The sequence below is a fragment of the Sphingomonas sp. PP-CE-3A-406 genome (assembly GCF_003688625.1).
GTDB lineage: Bacteria > Pseudomonadota > Alphaproteobacteria > Sphingomonadales > Sphingomonadaceae > Sphingomonas.
This window is the reverse complement of record NZ_RCWY01000004.1, coordinates 120201-141235: the sequence shown is the minus strand read 5'-3', so window position 1 is coordinate 141235 and position 21035 is coordinate 120201. Positions and strand designations below refer to the sequence as shown.

Here is a 21035-nt window from a genome sequence, read left to right as displayed (position 1 = left end):
GCGATCGCAGGCGAGTTGGATAGAAATGGGCGTTAAGTAAATGCAACTCAGTCGCCCGTTGTAGACGCCTAGAAGGTTTAACCAAAGCTGACTTCATTCTTGCGTCCGATAACGCAAGATTTCAGCCGCGACCGTCCTGCCGGTAAAGCTGAAGTATAAGGGTTGGCATCAATCGTGGTGGAACGCCCTCTTCAAGCATCATTGCGAACATCTCATCATCATCTGATGTCGGTGCAAGCCCCTCGATGACGAGGTTCGCGCGCGCTTCGGCCAGATCGTCGCGCCAAAGTGCGATTTGATCCGGCGTGCCGCGTTCAAACTTCATGGAGCGGATCTGCCTTTGCATCTCTGTTAGCTCGACATTGCCCATTGTGGATCCGCCTACGCTTGAGGGTGTCCTTGAACCTATACGACGGATGCAGTTCGAAAAAGGAACGCGTCGGCGTTTGCGGCGCACCGTGTCGCAAAACTCATTCTCCGGGTTAGGCTCTCCACGTCACCTACCACGCCGTTGTAATTAGCAATAACGCTGATTCCCGCTAATTACATGCTGGCGCAGGTTCCGGTGATCGGTTAGCCCGTTTTCCAGATTCCGAGCGGTCTCACACGCCGGCCGGTTAGATGAACGAGCGGCGCAGGAGGTCGGCTTGGCCGATGATGACATCAATGATGCGGCTCGCGTCGACCGCGCGGACTTAGACGCAATCGTGGCTGACGCGCTGGTCGTCGTTGATCAGGTCCAGTCGCTTGAACCCTATCTCCCGCAACTCGCCCCCCAAGATCGCGAGCGCGTCGAAGACTATGTCAGCCGGGCGTCTGCCGACGCGACTCTGCGCGCCTACAAGTCGGACTGGCGACTGTTTTGCGCGTGGTGCCAGGAGAGCGGCTATCGCCCGCTTCCCGCGACGCCGGCGACGGTCGCCGCGTTCCTGACATTGCTCGCCGAGAGCGGGTTCAGTCCCCAGGAACCTCGCCGAACGAAGCGCGGCACGGTGCTACCGCGCAAGGAACCGGTGGCGCTCGGCCGCGCAACGATCGGCCGGCGGCTCGCTGCAATCGTGTTCGCACACCGGGCCGCTGACGTCGAACCGCCGACTTCGCAGCCCGACGCATCCCGCCTCGAGCGCGCTATGCGCGGCATCCGCAAGGACAAGCGTGGCGAAATGCCCGGCAAGAAACGACCCGCCGACGGCGACGTGCTGCGCGATATGGTGCGCGCGATCGTCGGGGAGGATCTGCGCAGCTACCGCGACCGTGCACTTCTCGCGATCGGGATGGCGGGCGCGTTCCGGCGTTCCGAGCTCGTGGCGATCACGGTCGGGCGCGTCAGCGAGGACAGCCGCGGGCTGCTGATCCGCATCGCGACCTCGAAAACCGACCAGGAGGGCAAGGGCCACACCGTCGCTATCCCCGACGGCCGCAGGCTCGAGCCGGTGAGGCATTACCGCGCCTGGCTGGGGCAGGCAGGCATCACAAGCGGGCCGGTGTTCCGCAAACTGACTCCACAGGGCCGGCTAACCGACAAGCCGATGAGCGCCCAAGGCGTGGCTTTGGTGGTAAAGGCGGCTGCGGTCACCGCGGGCTACGCGCCTGAGCTGTTTTCAGGCCACTCGCTCCGCGCTGGCTTCTTAACCGAAGCCGGTCGCCAGAATGCCAATTTGTTCAAGATGAAGGAGCACAGCCGACATTCCTCGCTGGAGATGGTGGCGGAATATGTGCGGGATCATGAACGGTTTCGGGAGCATGCCGGCGAAGGATTTTTATAGACCGACGGCCAACTTTGCCGGTCAGTCGCCTGCAAGCGACGGAGCTTGGGGGACGGTCTCACCCGCGCCACCTGTAGGTGGATCCCCAATCGATGGTTTAGCGGGAAATTCTGCGAGCGCGTGCCCAACGTAGATCGTAAAGCAGACTACCAGCAGAATCACTCCACAGGCGACCTCATAACCAGTTAGCGCCTGCAACCTCCAGTCGGTCGCAGTATAGCCGCCGCCGCCGCTTGTCGTGATTGTTGTAGCACTATATGAAATAACGTCGGTGACTTTTTTTACGGCGTAGCCGCATTGCCACCCAGAACTTGGCACAAGGGCGTAGATAATGGCAAAGTCTATCACGAGCTCCAGGTAACTCCGAAGCGCAAGTGCGACCCGACCTCTCCAACTTAGCAGACTTCGACTCCGCCTAGCTGGATCCAATTTGTGGGTCGCATCTCTTAGAAAAGCAACGAACACCTCTGTGCAGCGTGAGAATGGATACCATGCGAGGAGGAGGAAACGCCCGTTCCAATCTGTCGACTGTAAATCGGACAGGCCCAACGGCCACAACAGAATAACCAGCATCAGCGTCATCGCAAATGTTAGGTAGACGCCGTTCATGAGACGGATGAAGACGGTTGCCCAGTCATCATCCAACTGTCGCTTGACCAACTCAGCGAGGCCCCACGTTGGCGACAGCAGTCCAAGGGCAAACGCCCCCAACCCGCGGACTGGACCACGCAAAGCCGCGCGTCGACGAGCGACCGACGCGCGGCTTTTGACGGCCATCAAGACCAGATTCTTCATAGTCATTTCGCCAGTGGTCGCCCTCAATGCCCGCCCTGATGTCGACATCAACCACACAACCGGTCAAGCGTGGCTCCAGGCGGAACGTAGAACGCTTTTTAAAGGTGAGCTTATGGCCATTCTACCGAAAAAGTTCACTGTAGGAACGGTACCATCGACGTGGCCGAATAATAAGCTCCCGCCACGCTTTCCGACTCTTCCGCGGGTCTACGAGGCTGACATGGCAGAAGTGCTGCTGATGATTGGCCGGCTGACCATACCTGTTCTGGCATCCGGTGCATCGCTAGCGGAGTTCTGGGCATACGCTCGATACATATTCGCTTGGCAGGGTGACGAGCGGCTAACCTTGACCCCGGAATTCTCAGAGCTTGACGCACATCAGAAAACGATACTGAGCGACGACGTGGGAATGGGATTGCCGCTACATTGGTTGAGCCGTCGCATGAGCCTCATCGGCATCTGCGACGGTCGTTATTTCATAGAGCGCTATTTGGCGACGTATGGCGGAACCTACACCGGCAAAGCGGCCAAACGCGGGCCGGGCAAAGCACCTGATTTCGTGTGCGTCAGCCGCAATGGTAGATTCCATGTTGTGGAGTGCAAGGGGACGCAGACATCGACCGCGTATCGAGACGAACAACTCGGATTGCCACTGAGTAAAGGCTCCCGCGGCGGAAACGCGCAAAAACGAACGGTCTCTTTTCCCGCCAATATCGCAGGAGAACGGCTGGCCTGTGGGACCTTTATATCTAGCGACTTAGAGCAGCGGTCTTCGCTAAAAATCATTGATCCCGAGGAACCGCCACTGCTTGAAGTTGGTGAGGAAAACGGCCCGATGGCCTTCGATCCAATCGCGCGTGGAACGCTTGCTCAGATGCTCCGAGCCTCGGGCTTCCCACAAGCGGCGAACTTGGCAGCTTTCCCTGAGGGCCGACCAAGGGGGATTGAAGGTGAACGCTATGTCTTTGCACCGATCGAGGAACGCGCAGAGCGCTTCCGAGAGGCGCGCGTAGAGCTAGCCGAGCGGCCAAGGGCAGAGGACCTAACGAGTGATCGCGGTCCGCTGATCGGACGACGGTCCGTCATTGAGTTGCCGGCTCCCCTGATTCTGAACGACAAGATTGTACGTCGAATTGAACTGCAGCAAGGGGTGAACCCTGAGTTAATAGAAGACGATTCGGCCTATCTTTTGGAAGAGAGTATTTTAGAACGGAAGCAGGACCCCGGCGTTTTGGGTGTTGCCGAATTTGAAAGCGATAAGAACGAGGTGGTTATGAGTATCGGAAAGTTGTTTCGAAGCGAGTTAAGGCTTCTTTATTAGACAGGGTCACGCCTGTTGTCCCATCGAGACGCAGGCGGGTATCATCACCGCGATCGGCACTGACCGTTCTCAGCGTTTGACTGGATGCGACGACGAGAAGCGTCTGCATCGCCGCCTAAGCCCCGCCGCGAACCGATCGAGGGCCTTGAGCTCGGCGTTTGGCGGGACCGGAGCCGCTAGGTCGAAAAGGGATTCAATTGATGCGCGATGGTGCTATGAGAGGACTGCATAGGAGTAAACCATGGCCACCGCGCTTGCCGACGCATCTGAGTTCAACAATGCGTCTGGCCTTGAATTCACTGATATCTCCAGCGAGCAGTGGCGTGAGTATCAATTCTTGAACGGTCAGGCGATCAGAATTAATTCCCCCCTAAAGCTTAATGTCAGCGCAAGCGGCGGCCACCGAATATTCGACGCAGAGGGTATTTCGCATTACGTTCCCGCGGGGTGGATCCATCTGAAATGGACAGTCAAGGACGGCGCTCCGAATTTCGTAAAGTGACGCCTTAAAGGCCTCAAACGCGTGCTACTTTTGCTCTCCTCGAATAGCGCACGTCGGTATGGCGACGATATCGTTCGCGCGCTTGCCCATCCACGCGGAAGCGATTTTCAGTTCCGCTATGACCTCAAATATTTTGATCCCGCGCTGCTGGCCCGAGCCAAATCAGATAGCCTTGCCAGCCAAAAAGCGATCATCGCTTTCCTAAACGGGGACAAATCAGCTCGGACGGTATCTCTGGTACTATGCCGCGCCGTTACGGTACGCCGCAGCGCACTTGTCGGCTCATCCTGCATCCTTACTCTCACCGCTGGGGACTATCTTCAGCCGCTGACCGACCATGATCTGCGGGGCAAGCTTGACGCTCGAGAGCAGGCGTTGATCCCCGCCTGGAGCACGGATCCCAACTATCCGCTCGGCAAATATGTGATCGAAGTCGATGCTGCGATCGATAGCCAACAGGCCGCCAAACTCAGCCAAGAGATGGGGGCGTTTGAGGCGGCGGCGACCGCTCTCAGTGCGTTCGAACGGTTTGGCAAAGGCACGAAGATCGCGTTTTTTGCAGTGCGCGACTTGGTGACCGCCGACGACTGGCGGCCGCTACGTTGGAACCGAGGGCGGCGCGGTGCTACCTACGCCGACCGCCGCTACGCGCTCCAGTCGGGCTATCGCTACGATATCGAAATCTACACTTACTCGCCAACCGGTGGTCAAACCGATAAGGGCGTGACAAAGCTGGTCATCGGATGCGACGAAAAGGCCGTGCGCTTTACGACGGCAAAGGAGCTGGCGCTAGACTCGCGCTATGACCTTAACCGCTTCACTTTCACCACCGACGAGCAGCTTGATGCGGTCGCAGCGGGCCTACGGCTAGCTTTGTCGATCCCCGACGATGCTCATCCCGAGACGCGCGAAACGCGCTGCGACATCGTGCTGGAAGCGCGCTTCAACGGCTGGTGGCCACGCCTGCTTTTGCGCATTCTCCTGATCGCCAGCGGTACGGCGGCACCGGCGATAATCGGCGTCCTTTATAAGGATAAGATGAACTGGGGGATTGGCGCTATCATGTTTGCCGGAGCCCTTGTCGCAGGTTGGGGCGCGGTTTTTCCGTCTCTCAGGAAAAGCTGAAGTGTGAAACGATTGATCGTCGCTTGAACGTCGATGCCTGCTCTGCGTTAGCGCGAGCTGAAATTCAGCCTTGGATAACCCTGCGACGCGACACGCAGGCTGTTTCACAACGCCTACCTGCCAATCGTGCCATTATGTAAACTGAGGCCGCCGAGTTCTTGAGGTCTCATCCTCGAACTAGGAGGTCACAGCGCTTTTCCGGCTTTCAAGTAGCGCGAACCGTTTGTTCATGTAAGCTGCCCATCCATTGGTAACGGCGGCCTGATAAGGGCGCGTTGCTACGGGGGAGTGGGAATGAGAAATCTGAGCGGGGTAGCAGCACTCAAGTGAACATGGGTGCCGCTCTTTGTGATAGCTAATTTAAACGCCCTTCAAGCACGCTTGGAGGTCCATTTCGCGACGCTCGCAAGCGCGCGAAAGGACCGATCGCTCGCTGTTTTTGCGTTCGAGCATGGCCTCGATTCCGATGAGTTATCTAAGCTCCCCGGGTTTTTGAAGGCTGCTCTGGGCACCGGGGGCTACCAGCTATCGAAGCATTGGCTGGTATGGATCGTATACGCGACCGAGCAGGGGTACGATTACGACGGCGACGAATATTGGCACACGTTTGAGCGACGCATGCCAATGTGGGATCGTGGATGGCGTCCCAGTTTGCGCGCGTGGTTTGGCAAGTTTCACAAGACGTACTGCGGATTGCTTCCGATGGGTCGGTGGGCAAATTTTTTCTCGATCATAGCGTGGCCGATCACCCATGCGCTGTTGCCGAAGGACCTTCAGGGCCAATTGGCCCGGGCTCTTTACGGCTTGCGGTACCAGTTGGTCTCGCGCCTCGATCAGTCACCGTTGGAAGTCGGACGCTACGTGGCCCGTATGACCCGTGGCGGAAGCTCGCGCTTCGACAACTTCCTTGAGCAGGAGGAACTGGTCGGTCGGATCGTGCTCGGGCTTCTGGATCAGCGAACGGCGGAGGCCGACGGCGCGATCCTGCCGCAGGCTTTGGCCAGGATCGTCCGGGATCTCGAGAAGGCGCGGAACGCCCGTCAGTGGTTGCACGACACGCGCAAGGCAGTGGAAGTCGCGAGGATGCGCGGCGCGGCGCGCCCGGCGCATGCCGACGCGTCCGTGGTGCGTCGCGCCGACGCGACACCGCAACTGCGGCGGCCCACCATTCGGCCAGCGCTGTCGCTGCGCCGGACCGGTGCGGACGAATGGACGCCTGTCGTCGAGCTTCCAAGTTTCCACGCCGTGGCGGACCTATCGCCTGAACTCGGCGAGTTCCTGAAACGCACCCGATGCTCGGTGGCGGGATCGCCAGGCGTCCGCCCTCCCGGCTGGTTGCTGAACGGTTCGCAGATGCGGGTGCTAGATACCTGGCCACCTGCGGACGCCCCGGTGCTGTCTTTCGCCACCGCCAATGCGGCCATGGATCATCTCCTTTCCAGTGAAGGCCGGATCTCGTCGGGGCCGTACTGGCTGTTCCGGACAGGATCGGACGGACGCGCCGTGGAGGTCCTAGGCCGGTTGGTTCGGCCTGGGCAGTCCTACGTCCTCGTGGCACGAGCCGATCTTCCGTCTCTTTCGACCGCGAGCCCAACGCGGATCCTTTGCAAGGGGGCCGCCGCGATCCGTATCGAGATCCCAGCGGCTCTAACCGTGGCGCACGCGGAGGAACTCAAGAAGGCGGGACTTTCGGTCGCACAGACGATCCGCGTCTGGCCCGTGGGCCTCGCAGCGAGAGGGTGGGACGGCGAGGGTGCCACCGAGTGGCTTGAGACAGAGTGTCCCTGCTTCGCGATCCAGCACGACCATCCGGTTGCCGAATACGAGCTCCGGCTCGGAGCAGGACCGGCGCTGAAGGTGGCGGCCCAAGCCATCGGGATTCCCACTTTCGTCCGGCTACAGCCAATGCCCGCCGGCAATCACGTTCTATCGATCAGCGTGGCCAAGGATGCGGCTGCGGACGCGGCGGGCACGCCAGTGGAGGGGGTGATCTCACTGGCTGTGCGTCCACCCGCACCGTGGGTCAGCGGCTCCATAGGGCATTCGGGCCTCATCGCGACCTCGGAGCCGGCGGAGCCTACGTTGGACGAGTTCTGGGAAGGTCTCGCGCAGGTAAGTGTCTTGGGACCTGCGGGGCGGCAGGTAACGGTATGCGTCGAGCTTCTCGACGGCTCGGGCGGGCGGATTGCAGTGGAGCAGGTCGGGCAGTTGACCCTTCCCCTGGGGCAAGGCGCGTGGCGGACGGCATTCGAGACCTTCGAGCGCAGGGAGAAGGAACCGTGGGGCTACCTCGGGGCAAGTTCGGGCAGAATACTGGTCGACGGCGAGGAACTGGGGACCGTTCTCATCCCGCTGCACCGCGACGTCTCCCCGGTGCGGTGGATATGGCGCGCGACCAACAAGACCACCCTCCTTCGCCTCATAGACGACCACGACGGTGACGCTCCGGTACGGGTGTCGTTCCACTCGTTCGCGAAGCCATTGGAGGAGGAGCACCTCGACGCCGAGGCGATCGGTACCGGGGTCGAGCCCTTGGCGCCAGGCGGCCTGTTTGTCGCGCGCTTCGGCGACCACCGTGTCTCCCTTGTCGTTGGAATGAGGAAGGTAGACGGTTTCGGGGGGCTGTTGGTTGAACCACATTTCGCGAGAGTGCCCCGCTCCAAGGAGCTTGCGCTCGCCATAGTACACGCGATCTTCTCTTGGTCCGACGCGCGAGTGGCCGGCGCCCTGGCAACGGAACGTCGAGCCCGGGTCGTGGCGCGCCTCAAAGAGCATTTCTTCGAGGTGATGTGCGGTCCGAACTGGGCGAACGCCGAGCGGGGCCTGAGAATGGGCCTGCCGGTGGAAGCAGCCGTAGAGGCACTGCTCCAGTGCTTTGAGAAGAAGCGAGTGTTCGCATTGGTGTTGGCGCGCGACGCAGGCAAGTTCGCACGCCTTGCGGACCACGTGCGCCAGCGAGAGTTCGCCTCGCTAGCGCATCGCTACTCCGTAGCCCCGGGTGTAGCGTCGAAGCCCGCGCTCGATCTGTTGGCAGTTTTGGACGGTGAATCGCGGCCGGCGGAAGCCGAGCTCATCGCCATAATAGACCACCTTTGGGATCATCAGGCGCTAACTGCGGGAGCACGCATCATCCAGTTGCTCGGGCGAGCAGATGTCGGTCACCAGGGGACTACGGGGGGCAGCACGTGATCGAGGTGATCGAGCCGGGAACAGTCGTCGCAACGACTGTCTCCCTTTTCGGGATGGACCGGGAGGAGACTGGCGTGCTTGCGCCATCTTATCTCGCGGCGGTCCTCCGGAGGTTGGCGGGCTTCCTCTGTCCTTGCTCGCCTCGCACGCTTGTCCGCACCATGATCGACAGCCATCGCGGACTGGTTGTCGACGAGGACTCGTTCGAGGAACTGGTGGAACGGTCGATCGAGGCATTGGTGGCAATCGGCGACTTGCTCGAGTTAAGCGACGTAGCGCTAGTCGGCGAGCAGGTGCGGAGCACCTGGCTGGTCGCTGCGCCCCCGGCGTTCGTTGCCAGGCCGAGTGGAAGCGCCTTTATTCTCGGCCTATCGGCCGACGAGCAAACGCCTCTACCAACGGAGATGCGCACGCGCGTCGTCAACCGTTTTGGTGTCCGATATATCGAACCGTTGCCGGGCGAGGACCTGGCGACGGCGCTTCGCGAACTCGGTTTGCGGGAACTGTCGAACGCCGCCTGGATGAAGTGTCCAAAGACGCTCCCGGCTACCGACCTGCTAGCTTCATACAATGCCAAGCTCTCCGCCTGCCTGCCCTCCGGCGGGATCCCCGACCTGCTTGTGCTTGACGGGTCACGCGATACACGAAGCTACAGAAGGCGCTGGGGTCTACCGGGATTGCTGACCGGCAATTTTGTCGTTCGACGCTCGCAAACCTTCGGATCGGACCTCTGGGGCTACGCGCAGCTTCGCGACGGTATTCCGCTCACGCTCCTGGACCTTCCGCTGCATGGGGATCGATTTCGCGGTTGCGACGCGGCCTGGCGGCTGCAGATGGCGATCGACGCCGTGGCGCTCCGTTCTCAGGGATACCGATTGCGGAGCGACGAGCATGGCGCGACAATCGATTTGTTCTCCCCCATCCCGAAGTGGGCGCGACGGCGCCTAGCCGTGGTCGGGAGCGAGGTCGATCCCGATGGCTGCCTGATGTCGTTTCGCGTGGCCGCCGGCGAACTCGCGACGGAAGAGAAGTTTCTGAAAGATATGCTGTACCTGAACCGGACGGCGAATGAGGAGGGTCACTAGCATGTCCGCAACGATCCAGGAGACGATCGACCGCCTTCACTCCTCGTTGAAAGAGTACATCGAGGCGACGTACCACATTGGCGATCCGGCGCTAATCGATCAGCGTCGAGAGCTTCTCAACCGCACGGGCGTCACGCATCAGGAGCCGTTCCTCGAAACGACACCGAGATACCAGGTCGGCTCGCGGTTCGCGGAAGTCGAAAACCTGCCGCCCGCCGCTCGCACGATTTTCGAGAAGCTATCGAGTGTGCGGCAGGATCGTGCGCGGCTCCTGTTCGATCCGCCCTACCGCCATCAGGGCGACGCAGTGCGCCATGCGCTGATCGAGGGTAAGAACCTCGTGATCATGACGGGCACCGGCTCCGGTAAGACGGAGTCGTTCCTGCTTCCCATCCTTGGCAAGTTCGCTCGCGAGGCATCCGAGCGTCCGGCATCCTTCGGACAGCCGGCGATGAGGGCGCTCCTTCTCTATCCGATGAACGCGCTGGTGAACGATCAGCTGGGCCGCCTCCGAGCGATCTTCGGCGATCCAGACCTCGTCGATCAGTTCACGACCTGGGCGGGTCGACCGCCACGCTTCGCCCGCTACACCAGCCGGACTCCATATGCTGGCGTCCGCTCAGGCAAGAAGGACGGCCGTAAGCTGTCCTCGTTCGAGGAGTTCTACGTCGAGATCGAGCGACAGGCGGCGGGACCGGCATCCGAGGCGCAGGCGGCGGCGGCGCGACTGCGCGGACAGCTCCACGAACGCGGGAAGTGGCCAGCCAAGCCGGACCTCGACAAGTGGTTCGGAACCAAGGGCTCGCGCTGGTACAATCCGAAGACGGCCGAGTTCCTGCGTGCCACGACGCTTCCCGAGGATTCCGAACTCATCACGCGCCACGAGGTCCAGGCATCCTGCCCTGACCTGATGGTCACCAACTACTCGATGCTCGAGTACATGATGATGCGTCCGATCGAGCGGCCGATCTTCGACAGCACCCGCGCCTGGCTGGCGGCCAATCCCACGGAGAAGTTCACCGTGGTCCTGGACGAGGCTCATCTCTACCGGGGCGCCGCGGGCGCCGAGGTGGGATTGCTGCTGCGGCGGCTTCGTGACCGTTTGGACATTCCCGCCGAGCGCTTCCAGGTTATCTGCGCGACGGCAAGTTTCGACAGCAAGGAGTATGCGACCGAGTTCGGGGCTCAACTATCCGGGGTGCCGGCCGATACGTTCGTCGCCATTACCGGCGATCTCGACCATCGCTCCCATGCGACGGCAGGAACCAAGGCGGACGCCGAGGTTCTCGCCGCGCTTGACATGGGCTTGTTCTACTCCCCGGTCGAGGCTAACCGCGCGGCAGCCGTGGCCCCGTTCCTCGCCCACCGCGGCGTCTCCGCCGCTGCGGGCGTGGAGCGGGATCTATTCGAGGCGTTGAAGGAGTTCGCACCGCTCGGCCAGCTCGTCAATACGACGATGGGTTCGGCACAGCCGGTCGCAGAGCTCGGGGCCGAGCTCTTCCCCGATTCACCTGACACCGCGGACGCGGCCGTCACGGCCCTGCTCGCGATCGGCAGTGTCGCCCGTGAACAGCCGGATGCCTCGGGTCCGTTGCCGTGCCGGGTCCACAACTTCTACCGCGGCCTGCCCGGCCTCTGGGTTTGCATGGATCCGGAGTGCACCGACATGGTCGAGGAGGAGCGGAATGGATTCTGCGGTCGGATGTACAGTCAACCCCACGAGGTGTGCGGCTGTGGATCTCGCGTCCTCGAATTATTCACGTGCCGCAGTTGTGGGTCCGCATACGCCAGGGCCTATTCAGACGATTTGGACTCGCCCGATGCGCTCTGGTCGGAGTCCGGACGCAGGCTTCGCATGCCGGGGGGCGACACCCTGCCGCTCCTGGACCTCGACCTTCTGCTGGAGACGCCCAGGCGGATCGACGCTGCCGAACTCGCGGAATACGATCTCGACACGGGGCGTCTTTCGGCTGGTCTACGGACGCGCACCGTATACATCCGCAAGGACCGCATTACGCCGCCGGTCGATGACGAAGGGGAGACCGACACGAATTCGGAACGCCGGGGTCAGTTCGTACCCTGCGGCGTCTGCGGGCAGACCGCCAGCGGCCGAACGACCGTCCAGAACCACCAGACGAAGGGCGATCAGCCTTTCCAGGCCATCGTGTCCCGGCAACTTTCGGTGCAGCCGCCCGGCAAGCAGGCGGCCAGCCGCTTCGCCCCGCTTCGCGGGCGCAAGGTGTTGGTCTTCTCAGATTCTCGGCAGGTGGCCGCCCGGCTCGCCCCAAACCTCCAGATGTACTCTGTCCGCGACGCACTCCGCTCCCTCATCATCTGGGGATACGATCGGCTGTCCAAGCCGCAGATGGTGCAGCAGATGCTGAGCTTGGAGGAGCTGTACCTTGCCGTCCTGCTGGCATCCCAGGCTCTGGGCGTGCGGCTCCGGCCTGAGAGGAGGTCCGGTGAAAACTTCTCCGCCGCCGAAGAGATGGTGGCGAAGGCCGTCGCCGAGAACGCGCAGACTGACGAAACGCGCCTGACAATGCTTTGGATGGAGGTCCGGGGGGAAACCCCGCCGGCAGCCCTGCTCGACGACATCGTGAAGACCGTTCAGGACAGGTATCTCGGGCTGGAAGCACTTGCGCTTGCGTCCCTTCGTGAGCGCGCGAACAAGACCAAAGAACTCCACGCACTGCCGCCTATCCCGGGCGTCGCAGAGAACGACGAGGACAAGGTCGCGCTCGCGCGTGCCTGGCTGCGCTGCTGGCGCCCGGTCGGGTTCTGGCTCAACTCGATGCCCACCGGCTGGTACAAGCGGCCACGGGGCAAGGGCACCAGCGTCAACTCGCGGAAGGGCACCTTCAAGGCGATGGACGTCGTGCTGAAGGACGCCGCGTCGCGCAAGGCGTTCAAGGCTTGGACGCCGCTGCTGCTCAACATCTTCACGACCGACATGGACGGCGGCTTCCGGCGACTTGCCGGACAGAACCTGTCACTCGAGTTGAGTGGCGAATGGCGGCGATGTTCTAACTGCAAGTCAGTCCATCGCCCCGTCTGCACAATCCCGCACTGTCTCGATTGCGGTAGCGACGAAGTCTTCGTCCTCGACCCCGCGACGGACAGCGTATTCTCGGCACGCAAGGGTTACTATCGCTCGCCGGTGCTCGGTGCCCTAAAAGATCCTCCAGAAATTCCGATGGCGCTGATCGCCGCCGAGCACACCGCGCAGCTCAACGCGCCGCAGAGTGACGACGTGTTCTCCAAGGCCGAAGAGAACGAGTTGCTGTTTCAGGATGTCGAGTTGGATTGGGGAACTTCGGCCGGCCAATCGACGGCGATCGACGTGCTGTCGAGCACGACTACGATGGAGGTCGGCATCGACATCGGAGCGCTGTCCGGCGTCGCCTTGAGGAACATGCCGCCGGGACGGGCCAACTACCAGCAGCGGGCCGGCCGCGCCGGCCGTCGTGGCAACGCGGTGGCGACCGTCGTTGCCTTCGGGAGCGCCGACAGTCACGACGAGCACTATTTCAGCGAACCCAAGGAGATGATCTCCGGCAAGGTCATTGATCCGAAGCTGACACTCGACAATCCGGACATCGTCAAGCGGCACATTCGAGCCTACCTGCTGCAATCGTATCACCAGGTTAAGTTACCGGTATTCGATCCCAGCGCGAGCCCGGACCTGTTCTCTGTCCTGGGGTCCGTTGAGGATTTCAAAGCCGCCGGGACGACGCTCAACGCGGCCGACTTCAAGCAATGGCTTGCCGAGAACGAGGACGGGCTCAAGTCCCGGGTCGCAGATTGGATCCCGCACGAGGTGACGGGTGAGAATCGAAGGGCGCTGCTCGATGGCATGGTCGAGGACTGCGTGACAGAGGTCGAGAAGGCGATCACGAACGACGCGGTTGGCGGCGCTAAGGTCGAGAAGGCGGACGACGACGGATCGGAGGAAGCGGACGGGACCGAGTTCCAGGAGGAGGTCGGCGAGGAGGCTCCTCCCCAGAAGGCAGTGACCGGCACGTTGCTAGACCGCCTGCTCTACAAGGGCGTGCTGCCCCGCTACGCATTCCCCACCGACGTAGCGACGTTCAGCGTCTTCGATCTGGAGCGGTCCACGCATTACAAGCCGGTCGAGCGCTTTGCGCCTTCGCAGGGGCTGCCGGTTGCCCTGTCACAATATGCGCCGGGCAAGCAGGTGTGGATCTCGGGGAAGTGCTACACTTCCGGTGCAATCTACGCGGCCATGAAGGAAGATCGTTCTGACGCTTGGCAGAACCGGCGGCTCTATCGCGAGTGCAGCGAATGCGGTTTTGCCGAGACCGTCAAGATCGACACGGGGCTGGAGCGCGACACGATTACGGATTGCCGTGCATGCGGCTCTGAGGAGTCGTTCGGTCCGGCACGCTACTGGCTGCGGCCACCAGGCTTTGCCCACCGCATTGACCAGGAAGAGGTCACTTCGCCAGACGACATGCCCGAGACGAGCTACGCCACGCGCGCGAAGCTTGTGATGCCGACCCCTGCGGACGACGCCAAGTGGATTCCTGTCAACGACCGCATCCGCGTGATTCCCAACCGCGAGCACCTGCTGGTCTCGAATACGGGCCCGAAGCATGAGGGGTACAATTATTGCACTATCTGCGGACGCATCGAATCCTCTGCCGAAGGTACGGCGTCAATGTTCGCGCCGCACTTGAAGCCATTCCCCGACAAGGATCCGACTTGTCCTGGGAACCGCACATCCAGGCACATCGTCCTGGGGACCGATTTCATCACCGACATCGCGCTCTTCTCGCTGCGGGTGGAGGCACCGCTCAAGCTCAAGCCGGGCTACTATCCGACGGACGTCGCGTTACGGACCGTCAGCGAGGCCATGGCGAAGGCTGCCTGCAGTATCCTTGAGGTCGAGCCCGGCGAGATGATGGCGGAGTATCGGCCCGCGCTTACGCCCGCCGGCATGGCGGGGCTTGAGGCCGAGATCTTCCTCTACGACACCCTGCCTGGCGGTGCGGGCTTCGCCCGCCAGCTCGCCGGGCGTGGACTGGAGCTCTTCCAGCGGGCGCTGACCGTGATGAAGACATGCAAGGAGAACTGCGATTCCTCATGCTACCGCTGCCTCCGCAGCTTCAAAAACAAGTTCGAACATGGGCAGCTTGATCGTCACGTCGGTTCGGAACTCGTGGAGTTCCTCCTGACCGACAACATGCAGCCCTTCAGTCCGCAACGTGTCGCGGCCTCGACGAGGGTCCTGCTGCTCGATCTGCAGAGGAACGCAGACAGCGGCGTGACCTACGCTAGGGACGCGACGGTGATTGTACCCGGCATGGGCGACGTCACGGTGCCCATACTGGCGACGCGTGCGAACGGCGCGAAGAGCATTATCGCGATCGCCGGACCCCTTACGGCCGATCATCCGGCGGATCCCTTGATTGGGGAGTTGAGGGAGAAGTGGGACGGTGGCCAGGTCATCCCGGTCAACGAGTTGCTCGTCAGGGGCAATCTCCCTGCGGCAACGAGGGCAGTTGAGGATGAGGTGCTAGCATGAGCGATCGCGGCGCCTCGGCGGACCATTGGGCGACCCGGCGGTGATAATCGTTTCCGGAGTGACGGAGGGCGACGAGTACGCGGCGGCAAGGCGGCTCGAGAGGCGGCTGCTGGATCTGTGGCCCGACCTCGCCCGCAGCAAGACAGACCACGTCCGGATCTTCGTTGGGCTGAAGATGCACGGGCAGAAGATCGAGGATCTCGATCTGGTCGTGATCGGTACGTTTGCCGAGGCTCGCTCGTTCGATGTCGAATGGAAGTTCTATCCCCGCGACGCCGAGCCGTTCACACCGAGGTCGGCCAAAGTCCGCAACTTCGCCCTGGTGATCGAGGTCAAATCCCACACCGCCACTGGCGTTCGGTTCGAGAACTCCGTCGCGTCAGTCCGGTACGTTCGCAACGGCGAGGTATCTTGGGAGTGCGTCACGGAAAAGAACAGGGCGCAGATGTTCGAGTTCAAGAAATGGCTCGACCGATTCGGATTAGATTACGTGCACGTCCAGAACTTGGTGCTGTTCACGGGTCTCAAGGAGCGTGATCTCCCACCACGCCCGCACGTCTGCATCGCGAGTGACACGAGCTTCGAGCGGATCCTGAATGTACTCGGGCAGGTCACCAGTCCGCGCGAGAACGATCGGCGGGTCACGTTGTCCTACGGTAGCGATGAGGCGTTCGATCGGATGTTGGCGCCGAACTCACCGCTGTTCATGACCTTGGAGCCGACGCCCTTGGATCGGCGTCGCATGGATCTTATTGCAAAGTCGGCGCTCCCGGACGCTTGGCTTGGTGATCTGGGCGAGCGTCAGATCCTGCTGAAGGGCCGCGGGGGTGTCGGCAAGACCGTCATACTGCTGCAGATGGCCTACCGTGCCTTCGATCAGTCCAACCGGCGGTCCATCGTCCTTACCTTCAATAAGGCGCTGGTAGCTGACATGCGTCGGACGATGTCGCTGCTGGGCGTGCCTCGCGGAGTGCAGGCCGGCGGCGTCGCCATTGAAACGGTGCACAGCTTCATCGGCAGGGTGATGCTGAAGCTGGGGGTCATTGGCGGATACGACGGCTTCCTTGAGGACTACCAACGTCACAAGGCAACTCTGCTGGATTATCTCCGGAGTGGCGCGGTCACTGCCGATGACTTGGCCGGGATGATGAGGGCGGACGCTACCGATTTTGACTGGGACCTCGTGTTCGTCGACGAAGGTCAGGACTGGCCTGGCGACGAGATCGCGATCCTCAATGCGATTTATGGGCCGAAACGCCTCATCGTATCGGACGGCGTCGATCAGTACGTCCGCGAGTCCGTGGCCGACTGGGCGTCTAATCTCGAGAAAGGCCAGTCGACCATGCGCCGCCTCAAGAAGTGCTTACGCATGAAGGCGAACGTGGCGTCCTTCGTTGCCGACGTCGCGCTCGAGCTTGGTCTGGATGACTGGGATCTGGTCCCGAACGCCGATGCCGCGGGTGGACGCGTGATCATTTACGAGGGCGATCTCGCCTCGCAGCCGGCGCGCATCGCGGAACTGGTCGGCGAGGCGCGCGATCTGGGCAACTATCCCGTGGACCTACTTGCGTGCGTTCCGCCGCAGTCGGTTAAGCGGACTTTGGGCGTCTCCGGCAGCGTGGCAGCGGAGGCCTATTTGGTAGCGGGAGGCAAGGTCTGGGATGGCACCGCGCGCGACGTGCGCGAGCACTATCCGACCGACCGCGACGAGTTGCGCTTCGTCCAGTACGATTCGTGTCGTGGGCTCGAGGGATGGACCACCGTTAACTACGACCTGGATCTGCTTTGGGACTACAAGGTCCGCCAATGGCTGTCGGAGGACCACGTCCACGATCCACTTATGGAGAGCAGGGACGAGGCGGCTGAGCGGCACGCGGCACGCTGGACGATGATCCCGCTGACGCGTGCTATAGATACGCTCGTGATCAACGTCGGCCCGGCGGACGGTCCCCTGCGGTCGGTGTTGCAACGCGTTGCCGACCGCCGCCCGGACTTCGTGGAGTGGATCGATCTGGGCGCCTCAGACCTCTAGTCGAGATCGGACAGCAGGTCGTCTTGTGACCCGGCGATCAGTGACCTGCGGACGCTTTTCGGGCCAAGTGTTGACATGGCGGCCAACGTCTCGTCGCGCCGTGCCCGCCCATCCAGCCAGCGGCGTCGCCATGCACCGGCGATCGTCGCTGCCGTTGCGGGCTCCGCTTGCTCAGATGCCATGCCCATAAGCGACATCCTCGCGTCCGCGCCGAGTTCGCAGGCGTAAAATAGCCGCGGCGTCGCATGGTGAAGGACGGTGTCGCTCGCTATGCCTATCGCGTCCAGCCCTTCCCTGATCTGACGCAGTCGTGGGCTTGTGCCCTCGCCGAACCGGTTGTTTACGCGCCTTGAGGTGTGGAGAGTCTGCGCCATCTGCCTAAGCGCGTGGGCGGTGTCCGCCCCGAGATGCAGCGTACCGAAGCCGCCGGTCTTGCTGCGGCCGATCGAATCCCAGCGCAGATCATTATCTAAGTCGTGGTGGTCGGCGGACCGGAGGTTCAGTCGATTGTACTGGCTTGAGCCGACACCGTAGAGGCTCGTAGTGGTCAGCACCCGGAGATCCGCGGGCTTCGAAATAGCGCGGCCTGCCATCTGTGACGCAATCACGCTGACCTGACTACCGTAACGCGCCGAATAGTGGTCGCGCACTTCTTTCGAGGCCAGCAGCAATGCGACCAGCTTGCCGCACACAAGTTCGTTGTATGGTGCCACTGCGCCGCAGATGCTCACGTCGGCGACGCGGCTGGACAGGCCTGCCTTCCGGAACTCAGTCAGCACAATGTCGATTGCACGCTGCCCGGTGCGCGCCGCGAGGAGCTGATCGAGTGCTGCGGTTGGATCACCACTAAGGTCTGCCGCACGGAACACCTGCTTTGCGAACAGCAGTTGCGCCAGCAGCTCAGCGCGCTTGCGCACGAACAGCAGGTCCTCCGATGCCGTTAGCCAGTCGGTATCGTCGCCGGCCATCTTCAGGGAGCCGCGCATCGGCTTTACCCGGCCGCCTACCTCGATATGGGTCTGATAGTGCGCCCGCAGCTCAAGGTCGCGCGCAAAGGCTGCACCAGATGCCTTCTGCTCGAGCCTTAGCACCGTGTTGTCGACCGGTGTCTCGATCTCCTCTGGGCTCACGAGATCGTCCCATCGCACCGACTGAATAGAGCTCTCCAGCCGTTTGGTGATCGCACGCGCAAACGTCGTTGGTTGCCAGGTGCCGTCGAACAGGTGCGTCTCGGCCGCCTCGCGTAGCCACCCTATCCAGTTGTCGCGGACCGAGACCCTCATCACCGGACTCGCGAGCATGGCGATCCCCATGACCGGTCGGTTCGGCCGGGCGGCATTTCTAATTAGCACGAGGAGCTGGCGACCCGGGATCGGCCGATACTCGTGTGCCCACGTGTGCCGAAAATAGCGCCAGATGTCGTTGAGCGGCAAGCCGGTGTCTTGGCATCGCTTGCCCGGCTGGCAGATCTCGACGACCGGATCAACGAGCTCTGCGAGTGCAATGTCGCGTTCGGCGTCGGGACGGATATTGACCATCGCTAGCTCGTTGGCCAGCGCACCGCCATCGTCGATCAGGTCGAGAACCGAGCTCTTGACGCCAGGCGTCCTCAGGGTGCGGCGTTCCATCCGAGTGATGAAGTTCCGAACGGAAGGCTCCGCCAGTTGCCGGCGACGGGCGACCTGCAGGACCGATCGAATTCGCAGCTTGACGTCCTCCATCGATCGCTGGGTGCTGGTCTCGATGCCCGGAGGCTTGAAGTGCAATCCCTCTGTTTCGAACGATACATCCCAACCCTGCTCAAGCAGGTCGGCAACCAGCAGGCAAACGGCCCTCAGCTTCGCGCTGCTGCCATCGTCGATGAAACTGCGTGCAAGTGCACGCAGACTTTCGGCGAAACCTTCAGGTGTAGGGCCGGCAAAGCTCAGAAGACCGTGGAGTTGATCGCGCTCGGACGGTGCAAGAAACGGTGCGAACTTCCGCAGACCGGACTGGTTATCGTCACTTTTCGCCATATCCCTCCCCTGCCCACGTTGATTGCGCATGCTGCAATGCCAAGATCCCGTCGGTCACGCCAGCGGCCATTGCGCCGACATGCTGGTCTGACGGAAGGTCCTGGGTTTCCTCGAGAGACGATACGCGTACCATCTCCCGCGCCCACCCTCTGAGAAGACGTTGATACTCGGCCACCACCCGCGACTCGCTATCCGACATCCGCCGGTCGATCCTTCTTAGCAATGCGGAGAGCGCAAATGAGGGGTCCGTCGCTTCGGAGGCTGTGCGAAGGAGTGCGGCTAATTCATCCTTTTCCCCCGATCGTTCGAACTCGGTATTGGAAGTGACGTCTGAGACGTCCGTGGCAAACGGAACGCCCGGGGCAGTGGGTGAACCGCAGGCCTCGATGCCTGCAAACGCGGCAGTTCCTTGTCGCTCCGCCTTGGCCACGCGGACCTTTGATCTGAGGTGTTCGATTGCCTTTGAAAGTCCAGCAGTCCTCAGGCGATCCCACATTTCTGGTGACAATGAAACTTGTTGCTTGGCAGTCGTAACTCCGAAAGCTTCGTCCAAGGATGCCGAGAACTCGACCTCAATGCGAATATAGCGATCATTGTTTATGAACGTAGTCCACGGTGTGCGCGATTGCACGTCTACTACGCGACCATTCCGACTAAATACCAACCCGTGATACTGTTTAATTATTGGAAAGCGCTTGTTGGCATTCATTCCAATGGCATCGCGCGTCTTGTCGGAGGCGCCAAAGGTAGGTGGTAACCAGGCGTAACGTAGCGTGACATCACCAGAACGACCATCCTCGCATTCAACGCTCAATGTCAGTGGATCAAGCGCTTGGGCCCGATCGTCGTCCAGCGAATGAAGTTCTGCGGTGGGATCAAGGAAGAGCGGATCGATCGGGCGCACTTGCTCGCCTTCGACGTGGATTGCGGTTGCTGCGAGCAGCTTATGATACGTCACGCCGAAGTGGCGGACCAGATTGCGCCGCAACCCGGTCGCAGTCGCCCAGTCGAGCCTATCGAGCTTATCGATTACGACGACCGTGCCGGACTTCCAGCCCTGCGGGTGGTCTCGCTTAATCGCATCAACGACGAACCCAGGGAGCGCAGCAGGCTGAGCCGCCGGGATCGCGATAACCGAACTGCTGTTTTTATAATCTCCGCGATCGAGCAGATCGAGATCAAGGCTAACCGAATGGACCCTTCCCTCTCGAAGCTTCGAATAAATCGTAAAGCGGCGGCCTATGCTGACGGTTGCGCAGGGTAGGCCATAGCCGAAGCGTCCGAGACCGTGCCGATCATTCTCGCGATGTGTGCCGCCCCACATCATCGCGAACCGGAGCATATCCGGGCTCATCCCGTGGCCGTCATCTATGACCGCGAGCTGCTCTGGTTTCGCAGAGGAACCGCCGTCTGCGTACCCGAGGACAAGGTCGATGCGCTCCGCATACGCCTGGATCGAATTATCGACCAGTTCTGCCAAGGCTTCGATGTTGCTCTTATAGCCGATGTGTCTGATGCCGCGCACGAAGGCTTCTGCAACGACAAGCCCAAGCTCCCCTGAATGCAGCGTGCTTCGGTCGACATATTTTCGTGTACGCGATAGAGTCGAAACAGGGCTTTCATTCTTCATTGCATGGTTCTCCCTTTATCAGCTCTC

General features: G+C 61.5%; 12 protein-coding genes. 8 read left to right on the top strand and 4 right to left on the bottom strand.

Features of this window, described 5'->3' with window-relative positions:
- Positions 1 to 121 precede the first annotated feature (121 nt).
- On the bottom strand, positions 122 to 370 hold the full coding sequence (locus tag C8J44_RS17965; RefSeq protein ID WP_121905628.1) for a hypothetical protein: 249 nt from the start codon (positions 368 to 370) through the stop codon (positions 122 to 124).
- A 277-nt stretch (positions 371 to 647) separates the two neighbouring features.
- Here C8J44_RS17965 and C8J44_RS17960 point away from each other — a divergent pair, with 277 nt between their 5' ends.
- Positions 648 to 1766 carry a tyrosine-type recombinase/integrase gene (locus C8J44_RS17960; RefSeq protein WP_121905627.1) on the top strand — a complete coding sequence of 373 codons (1119 nt, stop codon included), beginning with the start codon at positions 648 to 650 and terminating at the stop codon, positions 1764 to 1766.
- A 21-nt stretch (positions 1767 to 1787) separates the two neighbouring features.
- Here the strand turns inward: C8J44_RS17960 and C8J44_RS17955 are convergent, their stop codons facing one another.
- A complete protein-coding gene (locus tag C8J44_RS17955; protein ID WP_147453229.1) occupies positions 1788 to 2561 on the bottom strand; it encodes a hypothetical protein in 774 nt (257 codons plus the stop codon).
- Between the two features lie 220 nt (positions 2562 to 2781).
- On the opposite strand from C8J44_RS17955, the gene C8J44_RS17950 reads away from it, so the two are divergent.
- From C8J44_RS17950 to C8J44_RS17920, 7 genes are all read left to right on the top strand, one after another.
- A complete protein-coding gene (locus C8J44_RS17950) occupies positions 2782 to 3882 on the top strand; it encodes a hypothetical protein (RefSeq protein WP_121905625.1) in 1101 nt (366 codons plus the stop codon).
- A 241-nt stretch (positions 3883 to 4123) separates the two neighbouring features.
- Positions 4124 to 4384, top strand: a complete 261-nt coding sequence (locus C8J44_RS17945) for a hypothetical protein (protein ID WP_121905624.1) — start codon at positions 4124 to 4126, stop codon at positions 4382 to 4384.
- Positions 4385 to 4405: 21 nt separating this feature from the next.
- The gene (locus C8J44_RS17940; RefSeq protein WP_147453228.1) at positions 4406 to 5509 is read left to right on the top strand and encodes a hypothetical protein; all 1104 of its coding nucleotides are present in this window, start codon (positions 4406 to 4408) and stop codon (positions 5507 to 5509) included.
- Positions 5510 to 5890: 381 nt separating this feature from the next.
- Positions 5891 to 8698: a hypothetical protein gene (locus C8J44_RS17935; protein WP_121905622.1), complete on the top strand. Its 2808-nt coding sequence runs from the start codon at positions 5891 to 5893 to the stop codon at positions 8696 to 8698.
- On the top strand, positions 8695 to 9783 hold the full coding sequence (locus tag C8J44_RS17930; protein WP_121905621.1) for a hypothetical protein: 1089 nt from the start codon (positions 8695 to 8697) through the stop codon (positions 9781 to 9783). Before C8J44_RS17935 ends, C8J44_RS17930 begins: the two co-directional genes overlap by 4 nt.
- A 1-nt stretch (position 9784) precedes the next feature.
- On the top strand, positions 9785 to 15331 hold the full coding sequence (locus tag C8J44_RS17925; RefSeq protein WP_121905657.1) for a DEAD/DEAH box helicase: 5547 nt from the start codon (positions 9785 to 9787) through the stop codon (positions 15329 to 15331).
- A 40-nt stretch (positions 15332 to 15371) separates the two neighbouring features.
- Complete coding sequence (locus C8J44_RS17920; protein ID WP_121905656.1) at positions 15372 to 17363, top strand: DNA/RNA helicase domain-containing protein; 1992 nt, start codon at positions 15372 to 15374, stop codon at positions 17361 to 17363.
- On the opposite strand, the gene C8J44_RS17915 is transcribed toward C8J44_RS17920, so the two are convergent.
- Positions 17360 to 19378 carry a Druantia anti-phage system protein DruA gene (locus tag C8J44_RS17915; RefSeq protein WP_121905620.1) on the bottom strand — a complete coding sequence of 673 codons (2019 nt, stop codon included), beginning with the start codon at positions 19376 to 19378 and terminating at the stop codon, positions 17360 to 17362. The two genes, C8J44_RS17920 and C8J44_RS17915, sit on opposite strands and share 4 nt — an antisense overlap.
- On the bottom strand, positions 19365 to 21008 hold the full coding sequence (locus C8J44_RS17910; RefSeq protein ID WP_121905619.1) for an ATP-binding protein: 1644 nt from the start codon (positions 21006 to 21008) through the stop codon (positions 19365 to 19367). The genes C8J44_RS17915 and C8J44_RS17910 overlap by 14 nt, the downstream gene beginning before the upstream one ends.
- Positions 21009 to 21035: the final 27 nt, after the last annotated feature.